At 70.7% G+C, this 13236-nt stretch carries 17 protein-coding genes; 11 read left to right on the top strand and 6 right to left on the bottom strand.

Annotation, left to right across the window (positions count from 1 at the left end):
- Positions 1 to 8: 8 nt before the first annotated feature.
- From FIV44_RS09925 to FIV44_RS09915, 3 genes are read left to right on the top strand one after another with little or no spacing between them, the layout of a single operon-like run.
- On the top strand, positions 9 to 884 hold the full coding sequence (locus FIV44_RS09925) for an ABC transporter permease (protein WP_141004299.1): 876 nt from the start codon (positions 9 to 11) through the stop codon (positions 882 to 884).
- A complete protein-coding gene (locus FIV44_RS09920) occupies positions 881 to 1852 on the top strand; it encodes an ABC transporter ATP-binding protein (protein ID WP_219996379.1) in 972 nt (323 codons plus the stop codon). The genes FIV44_RS09925 and FIV44_RS09920 overlap by 4 nt, the downstream gene beginning before the upstream one ends.
- Before the next feature lie 52 nt (positions 1853 to 1904).
- On the top strand, positions 1905 to 2729 hold the full coding sequence (locus FIV44_RS09915) for an ATP-binding cassette domain-containing protein (RefSeq protein WP_246086903.1): 825 nt from the start codon (positions 1905 to 1907) through the stop codon (positions 2727 to 2729).
- A 31-nt stretch (positions 2730 to 2760) separates the two neighbouring features.
- Here the strand turns inward: FIV44_RS09915 and FIV44_RS09910 are convergent, their stop codons facing one another.
- The 4 genes from FIV44_RS09910 to FIV44_RS09895 form a co-directional block, all read right to left on the bottom strand.
- A complete protein-coding gene (locus FIV44_RS09910; RefSeq protein ID WP_141004298.1) occupies positions 2761 to 3549 on the bottom strand; it encodes an SDR family NAD(P)-dependent oxidoreductase in 789 nt (262 codons plus the stop codon).
- A gap of 65 nt (positions 3550 to 3614) precedes the next feature.
- The gene (locus FIV44_RS09905; RefSeq protein ID WP_141004297.1) at positions 3615 to 4820 is read right to left on the bottom strand and encodes a cytochrome P450; all 1206 of its coding nucleotides are present in this window, start codon (positions 4818 to 4820) and stop codon (positions 3615 to 3617) included.
- A 24-nt stretch (positions 4821 to 4844) separates the two neighbouring features.
- Positions 4845 to 5012 carry a DUF1059 domain-containing protein gene (locus FIV44_RS09900; protein ID WP_141004296.1) on the bottom strand — a complete coding sequence of 56 codons (168 nt, stop codon included), beginning with the start codon at positions 5010 to 5012 and terminating at the stop codon, positions 4845 to 4847.
- Positions 5009 to 5437, bottom strand: a complete 429-nt coding sequence (locus tag FIV44_RS09895) for a nuclear transport factor 2 family protein (protein ID WP_219996377.1) — start codon at positions 5435 to 5437, stop codon at positions 5009 to 5011. The genes FIV44_RS09900 and FIV44_RS09895 overlap by 4 nt, the downstream gene beginning before the upstream one ends.
- Before the next feature lie 175 nt (positions 5438 to 5612).
- Here FIV44_RS09895 and FIV44_RS09890 point away from each other — a divergent pair, with 175 nt between their 5' ends.
- The 5 genes from FIV44_RS09890 to FIV44_RS09875 all read left to right on the top strand — a co-directional run bounded on the left by FIV44_RS09890 (position 5613) and on the right by FIV44_RS09875 (position 9036).
- Positions 5613 to 5957 carry an antibiotic biosynthesis monooxygenase gene (locus FIV44_RS09890; RefSeq protein ID WP_181411080.1) on the top strand — a complete coding sequence of 115 codons (345 nt, stop codon included), beginning with the start codon at positions 5613 to 5615 and terminating at the stop codon, positions 5955 to 5957.
- Positions 5958 to 6004: 47 nt separating this feature from the next.
- The gene (locus FIV44_RS09885) at positions 6005 to 7207 is read left to right on the top strand and encodes a cytochrome P450 (RefSeq protein WP_141004293.1); all 1203 of its coding nucleotides are present in this window, start codon (positions 6005 to 6007) and stop codon (positions 7205 to 7207) included.
- Positions 7208 to 7233: 26 nt separating this feature from the next.
- On the top strand, positions 7234 to 8304 hold the full coding sequence (locus FIV44_RS09880) for a flavin reductase (protein ID WP_141004292.1): 1071 nt from the start codon (positions 7234 to 7236) through the stop codon (positions 8302 to 8304).
- The gene (locus FIV44_RS30365; RefSeq protein WP_181411079.1) at positions 8289 to 8432 is read left to right on the top strand and encodes a hypothetical protein; all 144 of its coding nucleotides are present in this window, start codon (positions 8289 to 8291) and stop codon (positions 8430 to 8432) included. Before FIV44_RS09880 ends, FIV44_RS30365 begins: the two co-directional genes overlap by 16 nt.
- Positions 8433 to 8529: 97 nt before the next feature.
- Positions 8530 to 9036 (top strand): DUF7700 domain-containing protein, encoded by a 507-nt coding sequence (locus FIV44_RS09875; protein WP_141004291.1) that lies wholly within the window; start codon positions 8530 to 8532, stop codon positions 9034 to 9036.
- Positions 9037 to 9054: 18 nt separating this feature from the next.
- Here FIV44_RS09875 and FIV44_RS09870 read toward each other — a convergent pair whose 3' ends face one another.
- Complete coding sequence (locus tag FIV44_RS09870; RefSeq protein ID WP_141004290.1) at positions 9055 to 10020, bottom strand: alcohol dehydrogenase catalytic domain-containing protein; 966 nt, start codon at positions 10018 to 10020, stop codon at positions 9055 to 9057.
- Positions 10021 to 10158: 138 nt separating this feature from the next.
- Between FIV44_RS09870 and FIV44_RS09865 the strand changes: the two genes are divergently transcribed.
- The 3 genes from FIV44_RS09865 to fdxA are packed head-to-tail and all read left to right on the top strand — an operon-like array spanning position 10159 to position 12641.
- On the top strand, positions 10159 to 11304 hold the full coding sequence (locus tag FIV44_RS09865; protein WP_141004289.1) for a thiolase family protein: 1146 nt from the start codon (positions 10159 to 10161) through the stop codon (positions 11302 to 11304).
- A gap of 7 nt (positions 11305 to 11311) precedes the next feature.
- Positions 11312 to 12268, top strand: coding sequence for an enoyl-CoA hydratase/isomerase family protein (locus FIV44_RS09860; protein WP_141004288.1), 957 nt, complete (start codon positions 11312 to 11314; stop codon positions 12266 to 12268).
- A gap of 28 nt (positions 12269 to 12296) precedes the next feature.
- Entirely contained in the window at positions 12297 to 12641 is a 345-nt protein-coding gene (fdxA, locus tag FIV44_RS09855; RefSeq protein WP_141004287.1) for a ferredoxin, read from the top strand.
- A 24-nt stretch (positions 12642 to 12665) separates the two neighbouring features.
- On the opposite strand, the gene FIV44_RS09850 is transcribed toward fdxA, so the two are convergent.
- A complete protein-coding gene (locus FIV44_RS09850; protein WP_141004286.1) occupies positions 12666 to 13217 on the bottom strand; it encodes a cytochrome P450 family protein in 552 nt (183 codons plus the stop codon).
- Between the last annotated feature and the right edge of the window lie 19 nt (positions 13218 to 13236).

Here is a 13236-nt window from a genome sequence, read left to right as displayed (position 1 = left end):
ATCCGAAGATGATCGGACGTGAGAGCTCCACGAGGAGAGGCGTCATCGGTACGACGGCGAGGCGCGTCGGGCGCTGGGCATGGTCGAGCAAGGCGGAGTTCGTCTGCGTCGTGGTGATCGCCCTGCTGTTCGCGGTCGCCCTGCTGGGTCCCCTGATCCAGCCCTACGACCCCAACGCCAACGACTACGACGCCATCTCCGCCTCGGCGTCCCTGAGCCACCCGCTGGGGACCGACGCGCTCGGCCGTGACGTCCTGTCCCGCCTGATCGCCGGCGCCCGGCCGAGCATGATCGGCGCGATCGTCGTCGTCGTCCTCGCCACCGCCGTCGGCACGGCCATCGCGCTGTTCAGCGCCTGGTTCGGGGGCTGGGTGGACGCGCTCGTCTCGCGCGTCCTCGACTTCCTGATGTCCTTCCCCGCGCTGCTGCTGGCGTTCATGGCCGTCTCCCTGTTCGGTCCCGGCCTGGTCGCCCCCGTCATCGCGATCAGCATCCACTTCACGCCGTACTTCTCGAAGATCATCAGAGGAGCGGCGCTCCGCGAGCGAGGGCTGAGCTATGTCGCCGCGGCGCAGGTCCTGGGCTTCTCCGGGCTGTTCATCGCCCGGCGCCATCTGCTGCCCAACGTCGCGCCCCTGATCCTGGTGCAGAGCGCCATGACCTTCGGGTACGCGATGCTCAACCTCGCGGCGCTGGCCTATCTCGGTCTCGGGGTGCAGCCGCCCGCCGCCGACTGGGGCCTGCTGATCGCCACCGGTCAGCAGGGGCTGCTGGAAGGACACCCGCTCGAGGCCCTCTCGGGCTGCGCCATGGTGTTGATCAGCGTGTTCGCCTTCACGGTTCTCGGTCAGCAGCTCGCATCCAGGTTCGGAGTCCGCCGATGACCACGTCGAGTCAGCCCCTGCTGCGCGTCGATCGCCTGCACGTCGACCTGGCGATCGAGGGCGAGCTGCGTCCGGTGATCCACGACGTCTCCTTCGAGCTCTCGCCGGGCCAGGCGCTCGGCCTGGTCGGCGAGTCGGGCTCGGGCAAGTCGATGACCGCCCGCTCGGTGATGCGGCTGCTGCCGCCGAAGGCCGTCGTGCAGGGGCGGATCGAGTTCGACGGCGCCGACGTCCTGACGCTGGACCGGACGGCCCTGCGCCAGTACTACACGCGGGAGGTCGCGATGATCTTCCAGGACCCGTCGGCGCACATCAACCCGGTCCGCACGATCGGCGCGTTCCTCACCGAGGCGATGCGCACGAACCTCGGCCACAGCCGGGCGAAGGCCGAGGCGCGGGCGGTCCAGCTCCTCGACGAGGTCGGCATCCCGGAGCCCCGCCGGCGGCTGCGGCAGTATCCGCACGAGCTCTCCGGCGGTCTGCTCCAGCGCGTGATGATCGCCTCCGCGCTCGCCCTGGAGCCGCGGCTGCTGATCGCCGACGAGCCGACCACGGCGCTCGACGTCACCCGGCAGATGGAGGTGATGGCGATCCTGGAGGACCTCCGGGCCGAGCGGAGCCTGGCGATGCTCTTCATCACCCACGACCTGGACCTGGCCGAGGCCATCTGCGACCAGACGGCGGTGATGTACGCCGGCTCGATCGTCGAGCGGCAGCCGACGACCGCGCTGCACGCCGAGCCGCTGCATCCCTACACCCGGGCGCTGATCGGCTCCCGCCCCGACTGGACGGTCGGGCGGAGCGGCTCAACGCCGTCGGCGGACGCCCCGTCTCCGCCTTCGAGGCGGGGGCCGGATGCGCCTTCGCCCCGCGCTGCGCGTCCAGCCGGCCGGGCTGCGTGGACGTGCGGCCGGTGCTGGAGCCGCGGGGCGAGGGCGAGGTGGCCTGCCTGCGGGTCGAGGAGCTGATGGGCGAGCGGCGTTCGGCCGCGGCGCCGGAGCGGATCGTGGGGTGAGGGAAGTGACGGCAGAGGACGTGGTCACCGTCGAGGACCTGCGCAAGGTCTATGTCCTGCGCGGCGGCCTGCGCCGCCGGCGGGAGCTGGTCGCGGTCGCCGGCTCGACCTTCAGCGTCGCGGCCGGCGGATCGCTCGCCGTCGTCGGGGAGTCGGGCTCGGGGAAGTCCACCACGGCACGGATGCTGGTCGGCCTGGAGACCCCGACGGCCGGACGCATCGTCGTGGCCGGACGCGAGCACGGAAGCGGGCGGATCACCGGCGGCGAGCGCCGGCGCCGGGCGCGCGACATCCAGATGGTCTTCCAGAACCCGTACGCCTCCCTCGACCCCCGGCAGAGCGTGAGCTCGTGCATCGCGAGCGTCCTGAGGCTCCACTTCCCAGAGCGCGACGATCACTGGCGCCGGGAGCGGATCCAGCGCCTGCTCGACCAGGTCGGCCTGGACGAGCGCCAGGGCCGGGCGCTGCCACGCCACCTCTCCGGCGGGCAGCGGCAGCGGGTGGCGATCGCCCGGGCCCTCGCGGCCGAGCCGCGGGTCCTGGTCCTCGACGAGGCGGTCTCGGCGCTCGACGTGTCGATCCAGGCCCAGGTGCTCAACATGCTCCGCGACATCCGCGAGGAGGTCGACATCGCCTATCTGTTCGTGTCCCACGACCTCGCCGTGGTCCGGCAGATCAGCGACGAGGTCATCGTCATGCGCGAGGGCGAGATCGTCGAGCGCGGCCGTACCGAGGACGTGCTCGACCGGCCGCAGCACCCCTACACCCGGCTGCTGATCGACTCCGTGCCCCGCCCGGGCTGGCGTCCTCGCCGGGTGGTCGGCGTCTGATCGTCGAGCCGGCCCGGACGTCCGGGCCGGCTCAGTGCTCCGGGGTGGCGGCGCGGCGGCTGTCCGCGGAGACCAGTCGCCCGCCGTCGACCGGCAGGGCGACCCCCGTGACGAACGAGGCCCGGTCGCTGGCCAGCACGACGGCCATCTCGGCCACCTCGTCCGGCTCGCCGACGCGGTCCATCGCGATCGAGGCGCGCAGGGCGTCGTAGCGTCCGGGCTCGGCGAAGACCGGCTCGTTCATCGGCGTGCGGATCGGGCCGGGGCAGACCGCATTGACCCGGATGTTGTCCGGCCCGTACTCCAGGGCCGCGCTCCGGGTCAGCATCACGATGCCGGCCTTCGCCGCCGAGTAGGCCGCGATCCCCTCGGTGGCGGCGAAGCCGCCGACCGAGGAGAAGGTGACGATCGACCCGCCACCCGCGGCGCGCATCAGCGGGACGGCGTACTTGATGGAGAGGAACGCCGAGGTGAGGTTGACCCGGACGATCCGGTCGAAGTCCGCGGGGTCGAGGTCCACGATGGGGTCGAAGACGTCGCACACGCCCACCGTGTTGATCACGGCGTCGAGCCGGCCGTGCCGGGCGTGCGCCTCCCGGACCATGCTCTCCACGCGGGCGGGGTCGGTCATGTCGGCCGACAGCGGGGTCGCCGCGGAGCCGATCTCCCGGGCGACGTCCTGCTCGGCGCCGGAGCGGTCGGCGACGAGCACGCGGCCGCCCTCGCGGACGTACGCCGCGGCGACCGCTCGGCCGATGCCGGATCCGGCTCCGGCGACGACGGCGACCTGCCCGGCGACCAGTCCTGGATGATCGGTCATGGGTGACGGTTCCCTTCGCGAGCGCCACGCCCTCGGCACGAGAGGCCTCCGGGTGGCGGTGGGTTCTACGGGAGGTTGGTGTGTGCCGGCATCGAGACGTAGCCGTTCAGCATCCCCCGCATGGGGAGTCGCTGCACGAGGCCCTCGTCGATGCTGTAGTCGGGGAGGCGCGTGAGGACCGCGGTCAGCATGAGAGTGAGCTCGAGCCGTGCGAGGTGGACGCCGAGGCAGTAGTGCGCGCCGGCGCCGAAGGCCAGGTGCTGGCCGCCACGCTCGAGGTCGATGGTCTCGGGTGAGGTGTATCTGCGCGCATCGACGTTCGCAGACGGCAGGAGCACGAGGACGCGGTCGCCGGGTGTGAAGGGGACCCCGCCGACCTCCACCTGCTCGCGCACGGTTCGCGCCAGGGAGACTGAGGGAGAGCTCGTCCGCACGAACTCGTCGACGGCGGGGCCGACCAGGTCGGGGTCGTCGATCAGGCGCTGTCGCAGTGACCGGTCGTGGTGCAGCGCCAGCAGCGCGTGCGCGGTGGTCGACGCCGTCGTCGGGAGTCCGCCGGCCAGGAGGTTCATGATGAAGCCCCGGATCTCCACGTCGGCCAGGCGCGGTGCATCGGCGGACACGAGATCGCTGATGACGTCGTCGCGCGGCGCTCGGCGTCGCTCGTCCATGGTGCGGCGGATCTGCTCCGACAGCCCGTCGACCGCGGCCAGTCCCTCCTGCGTCCCCCGGGTCTTCCCGAGGCCGAAGACCTCCTCCACGGCGAGCTTGTGCCGAGCGCGCTGCTCCGCGGAGCCGGGCAGGCCGAGGAGATGCACGGTCAGCGCGAGCGGCACCGGCGCGCCGAGGTGGTGGACGACGTCGAAGTCGCCGAGGGCGACGATCTCGTCGAGACATTCGTCGACGAAGCCCTGGGTGGCCGGCCGGTACGCCTGCACGGCGTTGCGTGCGAAGCGGTGGGTGAGCAGTCGCCGGAAGGCGGTGTGGCGGGGTGGGTCGATCTCGCCCGGGAGGAGGGTCTCCCGGGCATGGGTGCTGGGCGGGATCAGCAGGCCGCCGCGACCGTCCGGGTCCCTCTCCACGGAGAAGGACCTGTCGTCGAGCAGGACCTGACGGACCTCGTCGTAGCCGGTGATCACGTAGAAGCCGCCGTAGTGGTCGGTGTAGGCGACGGGGCTGGCGGTGCGCAAGGCCCGCAGGATGCCGTCCGGGTCGGCGGCGAACGCGGCGGAGTGATGGTCGAAGTCGACCAGGGGGCGGGCGGAAGACACGTGGATCTCCTGGTGAGTGCGGCCTCAGAAGGCCAGGAACAGGATCTCCTCGCGGGAGTACTCCCTGCCGGGATGGCGCTGGGCCAGGTGCGCCTGGACGGCCTCGACGAGCTCGTCCTCGCTCGGGCCCTGGAGGCGTGCGCCGCACGGGCAGTCCAGGCGCAGGGTCGGGTTCTGGTTCTGGTCGCTCATGCGGTGATCTCGTCCTTCCTGAGGCGCTGGAGGCTCAGGTGGCAGATCCGCCACGAGCCGTCGACCTTGCGGTACTTCTCGAGGTAGTAGCCGGCGCCGGTGAAGGCCGCGCGCCCGGTGGCGGGGTCGGGGACGACCAGGTCCTCCATCGCCCAGATGCCCTCCGCCGTCTCGTCGTCCAGGATCTCGATCTCCGGCGTGTGCCCGTGATGGATGGAGAGCCCGGCGTCCAGGTGGGCGCGTGCGCCGTCGACGAACTGGTCGCGGGTGCGGCGCGGCCCCGGCGTCTCCGGGATGTCCAGCACCAGGTCCTCGGTGAACAGGGCGCGGTACTCCTCCCACCGGTGCTGGTCCAGGTAGCGGAAGTACCGGGCCTTGAGCTTCTTGATCTCCTCGATGGCCAGGAGCCGTTCCAGGTCGTCCACGGATCGTCGTCCCCTCTCGGCCCCTCGGCCGGCGTCGTAGGACATGAATCATACGCCACTATGTCGGAAAGACATTCGAAAGTTTTGGCCAAAATCGCGAGGATATTGAAAAGCGCGCTCGTTGAGCTCTATGCTGGCGAAACTACGTCGAGGATGCCAGGGCGAGGAGTCGGTCATGTCGGTGATTCGGGCGAGAGCCGTGAACCAGGGGCGTTCGGCCGACTGGGCCGAGGCGAAGGCGACGGCCGGGCAGATGGTCGACCTCGCCCGGGACTTCGACGGCGTCCACTACTACGAGATGTACGTCGACGAGGCCGAGCACCGGCTCGTCAACCTGGCCGAGTACGCCGACGAGGCGGCCTGGCGCGCCTGGATCCAGGCCAACCGGCCGCTGGGCTCCCAACTGATGACGACGGTGGACGTGATCGCGATGGAGGTCTACGGCGAGCTGTCGCCGGAGCTGCGCGCGTCGATCATGAGCTACACCGCGGCGACCACCTACCCCCGACTCGCCGGTTGATCGGCCGCGCGGACCACACCACCCACACCAGGACCGAAGGAATCGATATGTCTGTGGCTCTAGACCTCCCCGTCATCCCGCTGGGTGAAGAGGCCACCTGGCAGACGCTGCAGGAGCACCTCACGGAGGCGCGCACGGTGTCCCCGTTCGCCCGCACCGACAGCGGGCTGGTGTTCGCCCTGCGGCACGCGGACGTCGACGCGATCTTGAAGTCCGACGCCTTCGAGTTCGGCGACCTGATCGCCTCGTTCGGCAACTACGAGGGCGTCTTCTACGACTGGTGGCACCGCACCATCTCCGCCTTCAACCCGCCGGCGCACACCCGGCTGCGGCGGCTGCTGGGCGGCGCCTTCACGCCGAAGCGGCTCAAGCCGCTGCGCCAGACGATCATCGACATCGTCAACGAGGCGCTCGACCCGTGCCTGGAGCAGGGCCATGTGGACATCGAGCAGTTCGCGCACGTCATCCCGCTGCGGGTGATGGGCGACCTGCTCGGCATACCGCGCGAGCAGCAGTCGATGTACGAGGACCTGACCCAGATGGTCGCGATGGGCTTCCACAACGGCACGGCCGACGAGCCGGAGCTGCGCAAGGCGGTCGACGACGCGGTCCTCCAGCTGGACGGGTACAGCCGGGGGCTGATCGAGGAGAAGCGGCGCGACCCCGGCCCCGACCTGATCACCGCCATGCTGGAGGAGCGGGACGGCGTCGACCGGCTCACCGAGCAGGAGCTGGTCGACCACATCATCTTCATGCTCTTCGCGGGGCACGACACGACCAAGGGCGCCCTCTCCATCGCCACGATGCTGATGGCGAAGTACCCCGGGCAGACCGACCTGCTGCGGCAGAACCCGGCACTGGCGCGCAGCGCCGCCGAGGAGGTCATGCGCTTCGAGTCGACGGTGCTCTTCACCACCCGCCAGCCGGTCGAGGACATCGAGTGGCACGGCCAGCTCCTCCCCAAGGGCATCCCGGTCGGGCAGTGCCTGGTTTCCGCGGGCCGCGACGAGGAGGGCATGCCCGACGCCGGCACGTTCGACATCACGCGCTCCGCGAACCGCGCGATCCCGTTCGGCTCGGGCATCCACTTCTGCCTCGGCGTGAACCTGGCCCGTGCCGAGATCGAGGAGGCGGTGGTCGCCCTGGCCACCCGCAGCCGTGAGCTGGGCCTCGACGGCGAGCCGCAGTGGTCGCCGTTCAAGTCGGTCCGGGGCTTCAAGGAGCTGCGCGTCCCGGTCGAGGCTCGCTGAGCCGACACGAGCAGAAGGGCAGATCCATGCAGTCGGGTGAGCTCGCCGCGGTCGACGCCGAGCGTTTCCGCCGGGTCATGGGGCACTACCCCACCGGTGTCGCCGTCGTCACGACGACGGGAGCCGACGGCCAGCCGATCGGCATGGTCGTGGGGTCGTTCACCTCGGTCTCGCTGGACCCGCCGCTGGTCGCCTTCCTCCCCGACAAGGGCTCCTCGACCTACGGTCGGATGGGCATGCCCGGGCGGTTCGTCGTCAACGTCCTCGGCGCCGAGCACGAGGCGCTGTGCCGCAGGTTCGCCGGCAAGGTCGAGGCGGAGAAGTGGAGCGGCGTGCGGTGGCGGCCGTCCGCGTCGGGCGAGCCGATCCTGGACGCCGCCGTCGCCTGGGTCGAGTGCGCGCTGCACACCGTCTACGACGGCGGCGACCACGACATCGTCGTCGGGAGGGTGACGTCCATGGACGTCGGCGACCCGGCGATGCCGCTGCTGTTCTTCCAGGGCGGCTACGGTCGCTTCTCGCCCCTGTCGCTCATGGCGCCGGCGGACGACGACCTGCTCAAGCACGTGCGGATCGCCAATATCGTCCGGCCGCTCATGGAGCGGCTGGCCGAGGAGCTGGGGGTCGAGTGCGTCGCCCAGTGCGTGGTCAACGACGACCTGGTGTCGATCGCGAACGCGTCACCGCCCGGCTCTGTCCTGGCGCCGAGTCGCGTGGGCGCCCGGCTGCCGTGGGTCCCGCCGTACGGCAGCCTGTACGTCGCCTGGTCGGGGCCCGACGCGATCGAGCGCTGGATCGGCAAGGCCACGCGCGAGCGCGACGTCTCTCGTGCGCACCTCCTGGAGTCGCTCGAGCGCGTCCGGGAGCGCGGCTGGTCGCTCGGCCTCGTCGCCGAGGTCCATCGCGAGGTGGACCAGACCCTGGCGGAGCTGTCCCAGGGCGGCTACGGCAGCGACGCGCAGCGGCGGCTGAGCAGCCTGCTGCAGGAGGTCGGCGACCTGTACGAGCCGCAGGACCTGGCTCCGGCCGAGGAGCACCTGGTGCGCTCGATCGGCGCCCCCGTCTTCGGCCCGGGGGCGAGGTGGAGCTGGCGCTGAAGCTCTTCGACTTCGCCACGGCGCTGACCTACGAGCAGATCATGACCTACCAGGAGAGCCTGGTGGCGGCGGCCCGGCAGGCATCTGGCCTGGTCCGGGACGCCCTGGGCCCGTCGCGGGCCGGTTGAGCCCGGCACCGCAGAGGAGGAGTGGAGCGATGGACGAGACGATCGAGTCGGTGGTCGTTGTCGAGAACGAGCAGCCCTACGAGTTCCCCGCGGGGCGGTGACGATCAAGGTCATCCACCGCGAGTTCACCGAGCAGGCGATGCTGAAGTACGAGGGACAGCCCGGCGTCGCGGAGATCCTGAAGAAGATCCGCGAGGAGGGCTACTACGACCGTGGCGTCTCGGTGTACGTCAACGAGACCAGCACCGGTCGGGACTACCTCAGGTTCGACTGCTTCGAGCGGGAGCCGCACTACCACTACCACCACCTGCACGAGCTGCGCGATGCCGGCGTGGAGATCTCGATGGAGTACCTGCGCATCTCCGGCTACGCCGAGTGCGTCACGATGAACGGGATGTGGCACCAGCTGCCGTTCGACTCGGTGGCCAACGGCGACATCCGCGACTGGGTCCTCGACCGGCTCGGCCGGCGGATCGCCCCCATGCTGCGCGAGGCAGGTGCGGCCGCGCTGGCCGATGCGGTCGACCAGGACGTCGTGGCGAGGGCTCTGGCCGAGGCGGAGCCGTACGTCTACGCCACGGCTCCCTCGGCCGGCCGGGACTGACCGGACCGGCCCCCGTCGTCAGGGCACGAGGAGCAGCTTGCCGGTGCTGGCGCGCGACTCCAGCGCGACATGTGCCGCCGCGGCCTCGGCGAGGGGATAGACGCTGGTCTCCGGGGCGATCAGGCTGCCGTCGGCGATCCAGGAGAACAGCTCGGAGCTGACCGCGCGCAGGCGCTCGGGCGCGGGCACGTGGTCGAGCACCACGGGCTTGGTCAGCAGGATGCTCCTCGGCAGGTCGAACAGGTCGACCGGCGGCACCGGGCCGCTCGCCTGGCCGAAGTAGGCGAGGAGCCCCTCGGACCGCACCTGGCGGAGGCTGGCCGGGAAGGTCGCCGCGCCGACGCCGTCGTACACCGCGTCGAAGCCGGCCTCGCCGTACCGCTGGGCGAGCGCCTCCTCGAGCTCCCCGGCCCCGGCCACGACGACCTCGTCGGCGCCGCGCGCGGCGGCCGCGGCCTTGGCCGGCGCGGACACGGTCCCGACGACGTGGTGCCCCTGCCGGCGGAGCATCTGGGTCAGCAGGGAGCCGACGCCGCCGGCCGCCGCGTGCACGAGGACCCGGCCGGGCCGGTCCAGGACCCGCGCGGCGACCGCGGCCAGGTGATGGCTGGTCAGGCCCTGGATCATGACGGCCGCGGCGGTCAGGTCGCCGATGCCGTCGGGGACGGGCACGGCGCCGCCGGCGGCGACCAGCACCTGCTCGGCGTAGCTCGATCCGGTCATGTTCCAGGCGACGCGGTCGCCGACGGCGAGCCCGGTGACGTCGTCGCCGACCTCGACCACCGTGCCGCTGCCCTCCCATCCGGGCACGAACGGGACCGGACGTGGCGGACCGATGCCCCGGCGCTGGCGCACGTCCATGAAGTTCACGCCGGCGGCCGCGACCCGCACGAGCAGCTCTCCGGCGCCGGGCTCGGGAGGGGGGACCTCTCCTGGCCGGAGCACCTCGGCCGACCCGAGTGACTCCACGACGATCGCCTGCATGGGGCCTGCCCCTTTCCCATTTGTCCGAATCGACTTCTAGTATAACGAATGCTCTTCCGTGTAGCATCGATCAGAACATGAAATCGTGATGCAGCTTTCTCTACGGGGATCATGCGTCACCGGGGAACGGATGTGAAGATGAGAGACGCGGTCATCGTCGAGGCAGTGCGTACGCCGATCGGCAAGCGGGGCGGAAGCCTGGCGGGCGTGCATCCCGCCGATCTGTCGGCGACCGTGCTCGAGGCGCTCGCCGAGCGCACGGCCGTCGACCCGGGCCTGGTCGACGACGTCGTCTGGGGGTGCGTCAGCCAGGCCGGCGAGCAGACCTTCGACATCGCGCGGACGGCCGTCCTCTCGGCCGGCTGGCCGGAGTCGGTCCCGGGCACCACGGTCGACCGGCAGTGCGGATCCTCCCAGCAGGCCGTCCACTTCGCCGCCGCGGGCGTCGTCGCCGGGCACTACGACCTGGTCGTCGCCGGCGGTGTCGAGTCGATGAGCCGGGTGCCCATGGGCTCGGCGGCGGGGGAGCAGTCCCCCCTCGGCCTGCGGTACGCCGCGCGCTACTCGGCCGAGTTCCCGAGCCAGGGGCTGGGAGCGGAGACCATCGCCGAGCGGTGGGGCCTGAGCCGCGCCCAGCTCGACGAGTACGCGCTGCAGTCGCACGCGCGCGCCGCGGCGGCCGTCGACGCCGGCGCCTACCAGGAGCAGCTGGTCGAGGTCACGACCCCGGACGGCGAGAAGGTGAGCGTGGACGAGGGGATCCGCCGTGGCGGCACCCTGGAGAGGCTCGCGACCCTGCCCACGCCGTTCCGTGAGGACGGCGTCGTCCACGCCGGCAACGCCTCGCAGATCAGCGACGGCGCGGCCGCCGTACTGATGACCAGCTCCGAGACCGCCGCACGGCTCGGGCTGACCCCGCTCGCGCGGATCCACTCGGTGGCGCTCGCCGGGAGCGACCCGAACATCATGCTGACCGGTCCCATCCCGGCCACGGAGAAGGTGCTGCGCAGGGCCGGACTCTCGATCTCCGACATCGGCACGTTCGAGGTCAACGAGGCCTTCGCGTCCGTCGTCCTCGCCTGGCTCGCCGAGACGGGGGCCGACCCCGCCACGCTCAACCCGGTGGGCGGCGCGATCGCCCTGGGCCACCCGCTGGGCGGCTCGGGAGCGCGGCTGATGACCACGATGGTCCATCACATGCGCGCCCACGGGATCCGCTACGGCCTCCAGACCATGTGCGAGGGCGGCGGCCAGGCCAACGCCACGATCCTCGAGCTGGTGTGAGCCACCGATGAGCGACACGGGCGCGCACTCCTCCGTGTGGTCCGGGGTGGTGGTGTCGGATGTGGTGTCGGTGGATGGTGCGGGTCCGGTGGATGCGTTGTTGGAGTTGGAGCATGTGCGGCGGGGTGGGGTCGACATCGCGTTGGTGCGGTTGAACCGGCCGGAGTCGTTGAACCCGGTGGACAAGGACACGATCGCGGCGTTGGCGTGGTTGTTGGAGACGTTGACGAGTCAGGGGGCCGATTCGGGCGCTGATTCGGGTGTCGATTCGGGTGTCGATTCGGGTGTCGATTCGGGTGTCGATTCGGGTGTGGTGGTGCCGGATGCGGTGGTGTTGACCGGGAAGGGCCGGGCGTTCTCGGCGGGTGGTGATCTGAAGGGGTATCAGTCGCTGTATCGGGATCCGGAGCGTTTTCGCCGGTTCATGGACGACTTCGAGACGGCGTGCGGACTGTTGGAGACGGCGGCGCCGTTGTCGGTGGCGATGGTCAACGGTGCGTGTGTGGCGGGTGGTCTGGAGCTGGCGTTGGCGTGTGATCTGGTGACGATGGCTGATTCGGCGCGGATCGGTGATGGGCATCTGAATTTCGCGCAGTTGCCGGGTGCGGGGAGCAGTCAGCGGTTGGTCAAGGCGTTGGGGAGTGCGCGGGCGTCGCAGTGGTTGCTGACGGGTCGGTTGTATTCGGCTGGGGAGGCGCGGGAGGCGGGTCTGGTGGCGTTGTGTGCTTCGGAGGAGGAGTTGTTGGAGGCGACGTTGGAGTTGGTTGCGCAGACTGCGCGGCACACGCCGTTGGGTCGGGCGAAGATGAAGAAGTTGATCTCGATCGCGGAGAACACCCCCCTCGACGACGGCCTCGCCCAGGAGGCCGAGCTCTTCTTCGACTACGCCACGACGTCCCACGACGCCTACGAGGGCCTGGCCGCGTTCGCCGAGAAGAGGCCCGCCCGCTACCTCGGCCGATGACCGGTCGCCCACCGAGGAGAGGCGCGCCATGTCCTACGTGATCACCGTCGGATGCGTGGACGTCAAGGACCGCTCGTGTGTCGAGGAGTGTCCCGTCGACTGCATCTACGAGGGGAGCCGATCCCTCTACATCCATCCCGACGAGTGCGTCGACTGCGGTGCCTGTGAGCCCGTCTGCCCGCAGGAGGCGATCTACTTCGACGGCGAGCTGCCCGAGGAGTGGGAGGCCTTCGTCAGGGTGGGCCGGGAGGTCTTCGCGGAGATCGGCTCGCCGGGCGGGGCCCGGCGCCGGGAGGGGGTCCTCGAGGACCATCCCCATGTCGCGGCGCTGCCCGCCGGCCCGGGGGCCGTGGACCTGGAGGGCGGGTCCTGAGAGCGTCTTCGTCCAGGGAGCGGCTCAGGTTCCGATCACCCTCGTCGCGGTGCGCATGAGCGCTCGAGTCGGTGTCGTCCAACGCAGCAGCTCGCTGACCGCGGTCTGCACGTTGGCAGGATCGAGGAGCAGGGTCTTCTGGTCCGGATTGTCCATGAGTGCCCGAACGCCACCGCCCAGGAAGCTGTTCGTGGTCTCGGCGCCCCCGACGAGGAAGCCCCAGCACATCATGAGCATCTCGTTCCGATCGAGGCCGCGCCCCTCGAACGTCCCGTGCGCAACGGCGGAGATGTAGTCGTCCCGTGGGTCGCTCATCCGTCGGTCGAGCTCGGCATCGAAGAAGTCGAGCATCTCGAGAAGGGGGTCCCAATCGACCGTCGCGAACGGTTCCACCGTCCCCTCGCTGCTGCACCACGTCGCAGCGTCGGCCGCGACCGCGCGAATATCTGCCGACTTCGCGAGGATCCAGAAGGGCGTGTGATAGTCGGGCCTGGGGTCATACCAGTATGTCGGCGCGTGGGAATGCATCCAGTCGATGGCGCGCGAAGGGTCGCGATGGAATTCCGCTCGCGTCACGTCCGGCCTCGATCACGCG

The sequence above is a fragment of the Nocardioides humi genome (genome assembly GCF_006494775.1).
Lineage (GTDB): Bacteria > Actinomycetota > Actinomycetes > Propionibacteriales > Nocardioidaceae > Nocardioides > Nocardioides humi.
This window is presented reverse-complemented; position numbering and strand designations above follow the sequence as displayed.

Excerpts from the sequence above, each read along its gene's own strand:
- FIV44_RS09925 (WP_141004299.1), top strand. The coding sequence starts at position 9 with ATGATCGGACGTGAGAGCTCCACGAGGAGAGGCGTCATCGGTACGACG.
- FIV44_RS09920 (WP_219996379.1), top strand. The coding sequence starts at position 881 with ATGACCACGTCGAGTCAGCCCCTGCTGCGCGTCGATCGCCTGCACGTC.
- FIV44_RS09910 (WP_141004298.1), bottom strand. The coding sequence starts at position 3,549 with ATGACCGATCATCCAGGACTGGTCGCCGGGCAGGTCGCCGTCGTCGCC.
- FIV44_RS09900 (WP_141004296.1), bottom strand. The coding sequence starts at position 5,012 with ATGAGCGACCAGAACCAGAACCCGACCCTGCGCCTGGACTGCCCGTGC.
- FIV44_RS09890 (WP_181411080.1), top strand. The coding sequence starts at position 5,613 with ATGTCGGTGATTCGGGCGAGAGCCGTGAACCAGGGGCGTTCGGCCGAC.
- FIV44_RS09885 (WP_141004293.1), top strand. The coding sequence starts at position 6,005 with ATGTCTGTGGCTCTAGACCTCCCCGTCATCCCGCTGGGTGAAGAGGCC.
- FIV44_RS09880 (WP_141004292.1), top strand. The coding sequence starts at position 7,234 with ATGCAGTCGGGTGAGCTCGCCGCGGTCGACGCCGAGCGTTTCCGCCGG.
- FIV44_RS09870 (WP_141004290.1), bottom strand. The coding sequence starts at position 10,020 with ATGCAGGCGATCGTCGTGGAGTCACTCGGGTCGGCCGAGGTGCTCCGG.
- FIV44_RS09865 (WP_141004289.1), top strand. The coding sequence starts at position 10,159 with ATGAGAGACGCGGTCATCGTCGAGGCAGTGCGTACGCCGATCGGCAAG.
- FIV44_RS09860 (WP_141004288.1), top strand. The coding sequence starts at position 11,312 with ATGAGCGACACGGGCGCGCACTCCTCCGTGTGGTCCGGGGTGGTGGTG.
- fdxA (WP_141004287.1), top strand. The coding sequence starts at position 12,297 with ATGTCCTACGTGATCACCGTCGGATGCGTGGACGTCAAGGACCGCTCG.